This window comes from Komagataeibacter kakiaceti JCM 25156 (assembly GCF_000613305.1).
Genome location: NZ_BAIO01000040.1, coordinates 1 through 11,363 on the forward strand (window position 1 = coordinate 1; position 11,363 = coordinate 11,363).

The window sequence follows — 11,363 nt, forward strand, 5'->3', positions numbered from 1 at the left end:
CCGGTGGTCCGCTGGCCTGGCTGTTCCGTCCGGTTTTCCGCCTGATCGGCAGGGGGTGGCAGATGTATCCGCTGGGGTTCCTGTTCGGGCTGGGGTTTGATACGGCAACCGAAATCGGCCTGCTGGGCATGGCGGCGGTACAGGCGGCGCATGGGCTGGGACTGGCCGGCGTGCTGAGCTTTCCCCTGCTTTTTACAGCCGGCATGGCGCTGGTGGATACGCTGGATGCCGTGCTGATGTACCGTGCCTATGGCTGGAGCGCGCGCTCGGGGCGGCGGCGTCTGGTGTACAATCTGGCCATCACACTCACCTCCATCGTGACCGCCGGGGCGGTCGGCATGGTTGAGCTGGGGCAGAAACTGGGCGAACTGGGTGGGTGGACCGGTCCGCTCGCGCGTGGGCTTGCGGTGGTCAGTGCGCATTTCCCGGCATTTGGTGCGGTCATCCTGCTGGTGTTTATACTGTTGTGGGGGGCGGCGGTCTTCATCAACCGTATCGCGCGCCCGGCCGTAAGGCAGGCGGCGGCCTCCCGGCTTACGTCGCGTATGTAACGGAGGCAGCCGTGCCGGTTGCACTTGTCCAGAAAGTCGGCCATCGGCAGGGACTGGCCGTTACGGCCCGGATGCGCGAGACCCTGCGTATCCTGCAACTTTCGCATGCGGATCTGGAACGGTTCGTCGCGGCCCAGGTTGATGACAACCCCTTCCTTGAATGGTCGGATACGCCCCGCACGGCCGAATGGCGCATGACAGGCCCTGCGGAGGGGGATATGACGGCGCGCATCCCGGCCCATGCGCCCGGTGTGCGTGAGCGGCTGCTGCGGCATCTGTCACTTTCCCTGAAGGATGCGACCGACCGCCGTCTGGGTGTGATGCTGGTGGACGCGCTGGATGATTCCGGGCGGCTGGGCGTGGATGTGCCGGTTCTCGCCCGGAAGGCCGGGGTGGCCTGCGCGCGGGTCGAGGCCGTGCGCCAGTGCATGATGCGGCTTGATCCTGTTGGGGTGGGGGCGACATCGCTGGTCGAATGCCTGACGGTGCAGTTGCGTGAACGCGGCCGTTACGATCCCGCGATGGAAGCCCTGCTGGCCAATCTGCCCCTGCTGGTCAAACGCGATATGGCGCGCCTGCGTGCCGTCTGTGGCGTGGACGCGGATGATCTGGCGGACATGATTGACGAACTGCGCCGGCTCAACCCCCGCCCGGGAGAGGAGGACAGCGCGCCCCCGCTATCGGCGCGCCTGCCCGATCTGGTGGTCATGCGCCTGACAGGCGGTGGCTGGCATGTCATGACGGGAGAGGAAGGCAGGCAGGCGTCACCCTGAATACGGACCTGCTGGACCGATGCCGCGTACGGCCCATGCGCGGCGGGGACGGGGCGCAGGCCCGCATGGCGGAATGGATCAGCAATGCGCGGTGGCTGACCCATACATTGCACCGCCGCAGGCGCAGCCTGCTGCTGGTGGGCCAGCATATCATGTTCCGTCAGGAAAGGTTTCTGGAGCAGGGACCGCAGGGGCTGCATCCGCTCAGCATGAAACGGATCGCGCAGGATGTGCGCCTGCATGAAAGCACCGTCAGCCGTATTGTGGCGAACAAGCATATCGTGACGCCGTGCGGTCTGTACCCGCTGAAATTCTTTTTTACGGCCGCACTTGGCGCGGAAGATGGCACCGAACGCGCCGCCGCCGCCGCCCGCGCGCATATCAGCCGTCTGGTGCAAAACGAATCAGCCGATACCGTCTTGTCCGATGCCGGGATTGTCGCGGCTCTGGCCCGGAGCGGCTTTTCCATTTCCCGGCGCACGATCGTCAAGTACCGGCGCATGCTGGGAATTGCCTCATCTTTCGAGCGGCGGCAGAACTACAGGATAAATCGCGGCAGGGCAGGGTAGGAACAGGCCCGATCCGGGTCTTTATTCCGGCACGATCCATTCTACGCTGCTTTCCGTCTCGCCATCGCCCAGACAGGGTCGTAACGCCGCCAGAATATCGCGGGCCACCTCATCAAACCGGAACGGAGGATTGGCGACGAGCAGCCCGCTGCCGTTGAGGCGCGCGGGATCCAGTGGGGGGCGGAGCGTCAGTTCCATGGCCAGAAGATTTCGCTGCCCGGCATCCTTCAGCGCGTTCAGGAAGGCCCGCGTGGGCGCGCGGTGCTTGATCGGGTACCATGCCGCGACAATCCCGGCGGGAAACCGGCGCCGCGCCGTAATGATGGCGCCCGTCACACGCTGGAATTCGTCCTTGCGTTCAAAGGGCGGGTCCATGAACACCAGCCCGCGTTTCGCCGCCCTGGGTGGCAGCAGGGCGGTCATGGCTTCATATCCGTCGCGCCCATGGACGGATACGCTGCCATTATGCCGGAACAGCCGCCGCAGGTGCGTCTGGTCTTCCGGGTGAAGTTCACAGCAGGTCAGGGTATCACCGGGGCGCAGGAGCCGTGCGATCAGGTCGGGTGATCCGGGATAGAACAGGCGGCCTTCATGTTCACCGATAACCGTCCTGACAATTTCCAGCCAGTGCCGCAGGGCCGGGGCGGTTTCGGGGGCGTCCAGCACGCGGCCAATGCCGTCGCGCCATTCCCCTGTCGCCTGGGCCTCGGGGCCGGACAGGTCGTACAGGCCAATCCCGGCATGGGTATCCAGAACCGAAAAAGGGGCGGGCTTGCGGCACAGGGAGTCGATCAGCGCCGTCAGCAGGGCATGTTTCATGACATCGGCGAAATTACCGGCGTGGTAGCTGTGTCTGTAGTTCAATGCGGCCCTGCCCCGGATACTGGTTTTCTCTTATGGAACCCGCACTGGATGGCTCTTTTTTCCATCCGGGGCAAATGATTTATGCCACAACGGCGCAACCCGGATCAGGCCGCGACGGACGCCTGACCGGCACGACAAAACCGTATCCGCCCCACACCCGGCCCGGTTATCTCTGCGCCCTTCGCGCGGTATCAGCCTGCCTGATTACAGGCCCGCCTGTCGGGCCTGCCGTGTGGCTATGGCATGGAACGCCCGGATCAGATCGGCCACCGGCGCGCCTGTGGCGTCTGGCGCGTGGCCAGACGTCGCGCCTGTGCGCAGATGTGCCGCGCGCGGTCGGGGTGGAACCCCAGTTCCTTACGGGTTCTGGCCAGCACGTCATCAAGCTGGTTCAGCAGGGTCGCTTCATCTTCATCATTGTGTTGCGCCCGCTCCGCCGGGGTATTGTACCGCACGAATTTCTGGGCTATCGTCATGGAGCTTGCCAGCATGAGGATAAAGCTGAATTCGCTGATGAGCGTGTTGTCCGGAATCTCGCCACGGGCTGCCATTTCCCCTTCATAAACCACCTGGGCCGCGGCCCGGCTGAACGCCCAGGCGGCGGTGCTGGTTTCGTAGCTGCCCGCCTTGTCAAGAAAGGCGATATCCGCCGTTATCCTTTCCAGACCGGTAAGCCCCTTACGCATGTCAACAGGCCGGGACAGGGGGTTCGAGGCTTCATGGAACAGGCCCGTTGCCAGTTCTTCCTGCCGGGTCATGAGGGTCCGGGCGTCATTCTGCTCGGTTCTTGTAAACAGGCCGCCTTCGTTCGTGCTGACGGCGGCCAGTGCGGTTCTGTCCAGTCCGGCCATGAGCGTATTGCGCACGATGGCATAGCGCCCGTCCGCATCAAGGGATCTGTCCCCATCGGTCAGGGCGGCATAGGCGACATCCATGCTGGCCCGCGCCGCCATGGCGATTTCCTGTGGCGAGAGACCTGACGAGAGGGACATGGCCGCCGGATCGAAAGCCCCCAGCCGAGGGCCGTGGCGTCCGTATCGGCGGAAGTGGGAAAGAACCGGGTATAATCGGCTATCCGCGGGTCCGTGGCGTTGTCCGCGGCCTGCGCCAGTTCTGTCATGGCCTCGGCGGAGAGGGTGACGATATCGTCACTGATGCCGGATGCGGAGGGGGTGGTGCCTGATGCCGTTGACACGTCACGATTATTGCCAGCTTCCATAAGCGAGAGATAAACGGCCTGTGGAGACGTGGGGTTAATCGTGGTCATGCAATGTTCCATCATGGGTGGGGCCGCAAGTTTCGTGCCGGACCCTGCCGCAACATGTGGGCATGAAGATGGTAAGGAAAAGATTAAAGTCTGCCCGGAAACCTGTTCTGTCGTAATCCGCATGCCTGAAAGACGGCAGGTGATGCCTTATGATTTCCTGGCTCCGTAGCCCTGCAATGCGGCCGATGATGGTGGTAAGGCGCGCGGGGTATGGAAATAGCCGCAATGATGCTTTGCCCGACGATGTATGCCGCGCCTGTCCGGTCGTTCCTGCACCGGTGTCCCGATCGGTACAGGCCGGTCTACCGCCAGTTTATAGCGGGTCTGTTTCCGGCACCTTGTCATGTCCGGACGGGCTTCCGGTCGCGATCCACAGGATAAGCGAGGGGACAAAGAAATAAACCCCGAGGGCGCTGATGAGCCACGGCACCAGATAGGACATGTCCGTCTGGAGCACAAAGCGGCAGACCAGATTGGCGATGCCCATCATGACAACAATGCAGAAGAAGGCCCCGGCATTCATGAGAAGTGTTCGGCCACCGTTAAACTGCCGGATATGGTCTATCATCGCATTGTCCTGTCATTCTGCCGTTCAGCCAGCATATCTTAGGATCACCCGGCACGAATGTCACTGACACGGAACCGGGCTGACAGCAAACGGCACGATGGACCGGCTTTTCAGGCAGCCGCCTAGTTGTTTGAAAAGGGTTGCCCGTCCCACGTCACCACCTTCCCCGGTCCGCATACGGCGCCCCGGGTGCCCCCAAATCCGTAAAGCAGGGCGGGAATCTTGAGGTTGTTGTAGGGCAGGCTTGTCTCGACAAAGCAGGGTTGCCTGGGGTGTTTCGGGTTCCAGCCATCGACCGTGATGCTTGATCCCGCACTCATGTAAAGTGATCCGGCCGGTACGCCCTCCAGTGCGCCGAGTACGATTTCGGGCTTGCCGGTATCGGCGTTTTCAATGTGGCCGGTGAAGGAGGTGCCACCGCGCAGGATCATCTGCTGGCCGTTGAAATCGAAACTGGTGCCTTCAAAATCAAATTCCCAGCATGATTCCTCATCAATCCCGGCAATGGCGTTATTATAGATCGTGCCGCCGGAAAATGTTGAACGCTCCCCCGCGTTATGGGTGCCCGGCTGCGTGTAAATGCCAATATTTCCATTCCCGATCATGACATTGAACATGTCCACCCCCCAGACATTGTTGCCGAAGGAAATGCCATGATTGAAACCCTGAATTGAAACATTGAAAAGCGCCATGGCGGCATTGACGTTATAGTTGTTATCTCCAGTATAATTCATGGTTATGCCGTCAATTGAGCGGTTTCCGTGTAATGTAATGCCTTCCAGCCGGTTGGTCCTGACCCAGTCATGATGGGGAAATCCGTCCTGGGAGATGTAGAGGCATGTGCCCGATGTCATCCGGCATTCAAATGTCGCATTGCGGATCGTGACCAGTTCGGGGTTGATCTTCAGGGTTCTGGTCAGATTTTTCGTGGTGCCCTGCAGGTCGATCAGACAGCCATGGGTGCCCGCGTAACAGCCGTTCAGCATGGTTTGCAATGTGGCGCTGTCATCAGCCGCGCGGCGGCCAGCGGGGCGACAAACCCTAAAATGGCAAGGAAAATCGAATATTTCATCTGTTCTTCACTCCCATGACGGACCTTGCGGGCGCGGCCAGCTTCAGGCGGCACCGCCTTTCCTGAAAAAAGGCGGCGCCCGAAAACCTTGATTGTTTCTTACCCGGCGGATCGCCGCCAGCGCAGGTTCCGCCGCCCCAGCGTCCAGACCCGTGAGAGGGTGTTGCGCAGTGATGTTCTTTCTTCCTCGGCCAGTCCATGCGTCCACAGGACACCGTAGAACGTGGCCAGTCCCCCCGCGGCAATCAGGCTGCTGGCCAGACAGGTGGTGCGGGGCAGGGCCAGCCCCATGGTGACCAGGCCGATCAGGGCCATGGGCACAAGATGACGCACGACCTGCGCCAGCGATGGATAAAGGCGGATGCCCAGCCCGATGCGGACCACGCAGTCCACAAGGCTGCGGCTGGCCCATGCAAAGGCGGCGCCATTGACCCCGAACCAGTGCAGGAACACCAGCAGCAGGGGAATATAGACCGCAACCTCGACCACCGACAGGATGGCGTTCATTTCCGCTCGCCCGATCCCGTCCAGAAATCCGGCGGCAACCGCGTCCATGCCGAAGAAGAAGACCCCGATGCTCAGGCACTTCATGATAAGCGTGCTGTGCCGCGCGAAATCGGCCCCCACCCAGAGTGATAATATATCGTGGCTGAACAGCGCGCCCAGCAGGCAGAACGGAAACAGCAGGCCAAGGACTGTCAGGATGCTGTTGCGGTACAGCGCGGTCGTGGCCACCGTGTCGGTGCGCCAGGAGGCGGCCATGGCCGGATAGGCCGTGCTGGTCACCGCCATGGTGATCATGGACAGGCGGGCCACGACATCGAATGCCGTGGTGTAATAGCTGGTCACGGCGGCGGACAGCACCGTCGCGATCATGAAACGGTCCATGTACGACAGGATGGGGAACATGAGGTTGGATAGCGTCATCCAGCCGCCAATTCTGAACAGGGGCCGCAGCAGCCCGAAATCGGGCCGGGCGGTCAGCAGGGCGGGCATGATCCGCAGGCACACGCACCCATACCCCACCGTCATCGCCACCCGGCACAGCGCCAGCATCAGCATCACCCCCACCAGACTGTTCCATAGCTGAAGGGTGAGCAGGGGGCCGAGATAGTACATGACCGAAATCGGGATGTTGATGAGGTTGGCGGTGCGAAAGGCCTGATAGGCCGACATGACGCCCCACATCGCGGCGTTTATCATGACCAGCGGGGCCGTGGCGCACAGGACCCACATGGCCACCATGGTCTGGTGTTGCAGCGCGGCCGGAATTTTCAGGCCGTGATAGACCCATAGCCGCACACCCATCGCCGCAATGCCGCCGCCCGCCAGCCCCAGCAGCCCCAGGGCCACGATGCCCGTCAGCACCAGCGTGGCGCATTCCTTTTCCCGGCCATCGCCAATGCGTTCGGCTATGGCGCGGGTCAGGGCGCGGCCCAGCCCGAAATCGAATATCCCGAACGTCCCCACCAGGCTGAGCGCAATGGTCAGCACCCCCCACCGGGCCAGCCCGAGCTGGACGATCAGGGGGGGGGTCACCAGCAGGGCGACGGCAACCGGCCCGATACGGCCCAGCATGTTCCACCCGGCATTGAACAGGACGGTCTGCATACGGGTCAGGCGTGTCAGGTCTGTGGGTGTCATGGATATGGGATCCTGCCCGTCTAGCGATGGCTTTCGCCACGAAAGGAAAAAACACCGGGGCCACCTGCCGCCGCGGCCGCACCATGTTTCCCGGTGGTCAGGACGGGGCGGGCGGGTGCATGGCCGTCGCAACGGGGGGCACGGAAAAAGCCGGGACGGGGCGGCTTTCCACGCGGGCATCCTGCATGGCAGGGAGGGGGGCATAGCCATCGGGATGGGCCAGCCGCCAGCGATAGGCGGTCTCCACAATATCATCCAGGGCCGCGATGTGTGGGGTCCATCCGGTCTCCCTGCGCAGCCGCTCCGATCCGGCGATCAGGATGGCCGGATCCCCCGGGCGGCGGTCCGCCCCGCACCAGTCGATCCGCCGTCCCGTAACCCGTTCGACCGAGCGGACGACCTCAAGGTTGGAAAAGCCGGTCGTATTGCCGACGTTGTAGGTCACGCTGCGTGTCCCGATCTGTTCCAGCGCCGCCAGATGGGCGCGGGCAAGATCGGTGACGTGTATGTAGTCGCGCACGCATGTGCCATCCGGGGTGGGATAATCGGAACCGAAAATGGACAGCCGTGGCCTGCGCCCAAGGGCGGTGTCGATCGCCAGCGGGATCAGGTGGGTTTCGGGGCGGTGGTCCTCCCCCGCGCGGCCGGAGGGGTCCGAGCCTGCGGCATTGAAATAGCGCAGGCAGGCGCTATGCAGGCCATGGATCTTTTCGGCCCAGTGCAGGACCCGTTCGATCAGGAACTTGCTTTCTCCGTAGGGGGAGCCCGGATTGACCGTGGCGTCTTCCATGATCGGCTGCTGTTCGGGGGTGCCGAACAGCGCGGCGGTGGAGGAAAATACAAACCGGCGGATGGAATGCCGCACGCACAGTTCAACAAGGTGCAGGCTATTGAGGTAATTGTGCCGCAGGTACGTAAACGGTGCGCGCATGCTGTCCGCCACGAGGGAGAGTGCCGCGAAATGCAGTACCGCATCAAACCTTTCGTATTCCATAACGGTGTTCAGGCGCGCGGGATCGGACAGGTCGCCCACGATCAGCGGCACATCGGGGGGGAGTGCGGCCCGGTGCCCCGTGCTGAGATTGTCGAACACGACAACGGAATGACCGGCGTCGCGCAGGGCAAGGACTACATGGCTGCCGACAAAGCCGGCGCCCCCAGTCACCAGGTAATGCACCGTTGTTTTTTCCTGTCTGTTGCAAGGGGAAGGAAATGGGCGCGTCCCTGTGGTTTGATCGGGGTATCTTGATCGGGTTCTGTATCGGGCCGCACTTCGCGAACGATGCGGGGGGGGCCCGGGTTGCACGGCGGGCTGCCATATTTCAGGAATTTATTGTCCTGGCGGAGCAGGGCGTGGGCATAGGGCAAGAAAAACCATCCGGTACACAAGTATTTCCATCCCGGTTTTCCATGTGTCGTGTATGCTTTCGGTATCGTCACAAAAATATTTTCCCCGCATGGAAAATCTTTGTGCGTGGCGGCCTGTTTCGTAGCGGGGATCATGGGTCACATGATCCGTAACGGGAGCGGAACATGGATGGTCCACGGCACCATTACGCGGCGCTGGACGGGGTGCGCGGGTTCGCGGCCCTGTCGGTCATGGTCTATCACCTCGGGCACTGGCTGGATGTGCCCGGCCTTGCGGTCAATAGCGGCCTTGCGGTGGATCTGTTCTTCTGCCTAAGCGGCTATGTGCTGTCCCTGTCATATGGGGGGCGGATGACGGGGCCGAAATCACTGTCCATGGCGCAGTTCTTCCGCCGCCGCCTTGTCCGGCTCATGCCCGTGATTGTTGTGGCCACCCTGATCGGCGCGGCCTATGTCGTCGCCCGTGGGCGGCTTGCCGGTACGGACATTCCGCATCTGGCGCTGTTTGTGGCGGTTGCGCTGGCGTTGCTGGATCTTCCCTATCCATGGGCGCCGCACGCGCTGGGCGGGCCGCAGGTTTTTCCGCTCAATGGGCCGCAGTACTCCCTTTTTCTGGAACTGTTCATCAACCTGTTCTGGTGGCGTCTGCGCCGTGTGGACCAGCGCTACCTGGCCCTTGGCATGATCGTGTCATGTGTTCCGCTGCTTTATGTCACCGGGCTGGGGGGGGATGTTCCCGCCACTTTCTGGAGCGGGCTGCCACGGGTCGGGGCTTCGTTTTTCATCGGGGTGGGCCTGTACCGCCTTGCCCCGTCATGTCCGGCTTTTATGGTCAACCCGGCCGTGTTCGCAGCCTGCATGGCTATCATGGCCATGGTGTTCATGTGGCCTGTCGGGCTTTCGCGCGGTGTGGAAATGGTCTGGATAACCGTGTTTTCCCCGCTGCTTGTCCTGTCGGGCGCGCGCGTGCGCCTATCCCCCGGTCTGGCCCGGCTTTCGCTATGGGGCGGGGAAATTTCCTATCCCCTGTACGCGCTGCATTATCCGGTCTTCTGCTGGGTCAATGGCCTGTTTCAGGCCGCGACCCATCACCGCATGCCCATGGTGGAAATGCCCTTGATCGGCATAACCGTGCTTGGGGTCTCGCTTGCGGTACTCAGGGGAATTGATGAACCCGTGCGGGCGTGCCTTTCACGCAGGCGTGGCGGTGGGGATGCGGCCTTTCCCCGGGGCCGCGCGATCTATCCGGTGGCGGGAGCCGGCGTCACCGCGCCCGCGCGTAACGAGAGATAGCCCCTGATCCGGCCAAGGAATGTCAGTAAATAATAGCGGGCCCGGGGAATATCCCCCCTGAGCAGATAGACAAGGCTGCCCATGACGGAGCGCAGCAGGAAGGTGGCCATGGTGGTCATGCCAACATGGTTCTTGCGCATGACATGCCCCATTCCCACCCCATAGCTGTAGGCGCGCGCGGTCGTAAGGGCCAGGGGTTTGTCGGGATGCATGATGTGCAGCGTGGGAAGATACCGCCCCGAAAAGCCGCCTTCCAGCAGGCGCAGCGCCAGATCCTGCCCCTCGGCCGAGCCGAAATCCGTGCCCGGCCCCACGCCTTCGTCAAACCCGCCCGCAGCGTTGAAAGCCGTGCGGCGGATGAAGAAATTGAATTCGATCAGGCAGGTCCACACATTGTGGCTGTTGATGGCGGTCTCGACCGGGTGCCAGCGCCCCGATTTTCCGGGCCGCCCCTCCAGCGTCAGGACGGAGCCGGTAATGAAATCGGGCCTGCCCGCATCCGCGAACAATCTGCTGACGGTCTGCAGCACGTTATCGGTGTAAACACAGTCATCATCGGGGAAGGTGACAATATCGCCCACCGCCCGCCCGGCCCCGATGTTGCGGGCGTGATTGCATTGCCGGACGGTGCTGCGCAGATGCGTGATGTTCAGCCTGTTCATAAAATCGTTTATGACCGGCACGAGGCGGTCGTCACCATTCTGGTCAACGATGATGACCTCGAATGTCGTCAGGGACTGGCGGGTCAGGGAGTCCAGCAGCGCACGCAGTTCCGCAACCCGGCCCAGTGTCGGCACAATAAGTGAAAAGAACATGGGAAAGGCCCCTCTCGGCTACAGGGTCAGTATCTTTTCAGGCGAGAGGCTGCCACGCAGCGCATCGCGTAACGCCAGCCAGTTCCCCACGATCCGCCCGCGTCGGTCGATATAGGGTTCGGACCACAGGCTGCGCAGGGCGTTCATGGCGATATTGCGCCCGATACTGCGCAGCGCATGATCGAGGGGGAAAGTTCCCTTGCGCGACAGGTATAACGGGTTGGCGACCTGCGAATAACCCAGCCTGCGCCCGGGCGTGCGCCCCAGTTTGCTGCCCAGATGGACGCCCTTGGCCCCGTTGGCCCGCACGATGCGCCCCAGCCGCCCTATCTGGCGGGAAAAATCAATATCCTCGTACCACGCGTAAAGCGGCAGGCGCTCGTCAAAGCGCAGCCCCGCTGCCCTGATGGCGGACAGGCGATAGGCCATGTTGCAGCCATAACCGTTCCATGCGGCTGCAGGGCGGGCTGGGTGGTGGTGTTATTGATGCGCGGGTCATCCAGCAGTGCGGCCGGCGTCCAGCCCAGCCCGTACGGCCCGGCCCCTTCGCCCCATCGGCCCAGCGACCCGCCCGGTTGT

14 protein-coding genes are annotated in these 11,363 nt (G+C 62.6%); 4 read left to right on the forward strand and 10 right to left on the reverse strand.

The features are described from left to right. From JCM25156_RS04745 to JCM25156_RS27065, 3 genes are all read left to right on the forward strand, one after another. The coding region (locus tag JCM25156_RS04745) for a HoxN/HupN/NixA family nickel/cobalt transporter (protein ID WP_025812308.1) at window positions 1–551 on the forward strand (551 nt) is incomplete at its 5' end. 11 nt (window positions 552–562) lie between these two features. Continuing rightward, window positions 563–1,324 (forward strand): RNA polymerase factor sigma-54, encoded by a 762-nt coding sequence (locus JCM25156_RS27060; protein ID WP_025812309.1) that lies wholly within the window; start codon window positions 563–565, stop codon window positions 1,322–1,324. 35 nt (window positions 1,325–1,359) lie between these two features. After that, on the forward strand, window positions 1,360–1,893 hold the full coding sequence (locus tag JCM25156_RS27065; protein ID WP_025812310.1) for an RNA polymerase factor sigma-54: 534 nt from the start codon (window positions 1,360–1,362) through the stop codon (window positions 1,891–1,893). A 21-nt stretch (window positions 1,894–1,914) separates the two neighbouring features. Here the strand turns inward: JCM25156_RS27065 and JCM25156_RS04760 are convergent, their stop codons facing one another. The 8 genes from JCM25156_RS04760 to JCM25156_RS28650 all read right to left on the reverse strand — a co-directional run bounded on the left by JCM25156_RS04760 (window position 1,915) and on the right by JCM25156_RS28650 (window position 8,811). Then, the gene (locus tag JCM25156_RS04760; protein WP_025812311.1) at window positions 1,915–2,757 is read right to left on the reverse strand and encodes a 23S rRNA (adenine(2030)-N(6))-methyltransferase RlmJ; all 843 of its coding nucleotides are present in this window, start codon (window positions 2,755–2,757) and stop codon (window positions 1,915–1,917) included. Between the two features lie 257 nt (window positions 2,758–3,014). Beyond that, complete coding sequence (locus JCM25156_RS04765; protein ID WP_025812312.1) at window positions 3,015–3,710, reverse strand: hypothetical protein; 696 nt, start codon at window positions 3,708–3,710, stop codon at window positions 3,015–3,017. Continuing rightward, on the reverse strand, window positions 3,668–4,024 hold the full coding sequence (locus JCM25156_RS28645) for a hypothetical protein (RefSeq protein ID WP_148299324.1): 357 nt from the start codon (window positions 4,022–4,024) through the stop codon (window positions 3,668–3,670). The genes JCM25156_RS04765 and JCM25156_RS28645 overlap by 43 nt, the downstream gene beginning before the upstream one ends. Window positions 4,025–4,337: 313 nt before the next feature. Beyond that, window positions 4,338–4,592, reverse strand: coding sequence for a hypothetical protein (locus JCM25156_RS04770; protein ID WP_025812313.1), 255 nt, complete (start codon window positions 4,590–4,592; stop codon window positions 4,338–4,340). 122 nt (window positions 4,593–4,714) lie between these two features. After that, on the reverse strand, window positions 4,715–5,578 hold the full coding sequence (locus JCM25156_RS04775) for a hypothetical protein (RefSeq protein WP_025812314.1): 864 nt from the start codon (window positions 5,576–5,578) through the stop codon (window positions 4,715–4,717). Window positions 5,579–5,763: 185 nt separating this feature from the next. Then, on the reverse strand, window positions 5,764–7,308 hold the full coding sequence (locus tag JCM25156_RS04785) for a flippase (protein ID WP_025812315.1): 1,545 nt from the start codon (window positions 7,306–7,308) through the stop codon (window positions 5,764–5,766). Window positions 7,309–7,405: 97 nt separating this feature from the next. After that, window positions 7,406–8,485 (reverse strand): UDP-glucose 4-epimerase GalE, encoded by a 1,080-nt coding sequence (galE, locus tag JCM25156_RS04790; protein WP_025812316.1) that lies wholly within the window; start codon window positions 8,483–8,485, stop codon window positions 7,406–7,408. Continuing rightward, complete coding sequence (locus JCM25156_RS28650; protein ID WP_148299325.1) at window positions 8,470–8,811, reverse strand: hypothetical protein; 342 nt, start codon at window positions 8,809–8,811, stop codon at window positions 8,470–8,472. Before JCM25156_RS28650 ends, galE begins: the two co-directional genes overlap by 16 nt. Window positions 8,812–8,841: 30 nt before the next feature. Between JCM25156_RS28650 and JCM25156_RS04795 the strand changes: the two genes are divergently transcribed. Beyond that, the gene (locus tag JCM25156_RS04795) at window positions 8,842–9,969 is read left to right on the forward strand and encodes an acyltransferase family protein (protein WP_025812317.1); all 1,128 of its coding nucleotides are present in this window, start codon (window positions 8,842–8,844) and stop codon (window positions 9,967–9,969) included. Here the strand turns inward: JCM25156_RS04795 and JCM25156_RS04800 are convergent. Then, window positions 9,918–10,784: a glycosyltransferase family 2 protein gene (locus JCM25156_RS04800; protein WP_025812318.1), complete on the reverse strand. Its 867-nt coding sequence runs from the start codon at window positions 10,782–10,784 to the stop codon at window positions 9,918–9,920. The two genes, JCM25156_RS04795 and JCM25156_RS04800, sit on opposite strands and share 52 nt — an antisense overlap. A gap of 18 nt (window positions 10,785–10,802) precedes the next feature. Then, a complete protein-coding gene (locus JCM25156_RS04805; protein WP_025812319.1) occupies window positions 10,803–11,213 on the reverse strand; it encodes a glycosyltransferase family 2 protein in 411 nt (136 codons plus the stop codon). Window positions 11,214–11,363 lie beyond the last annotated feature (150 nt).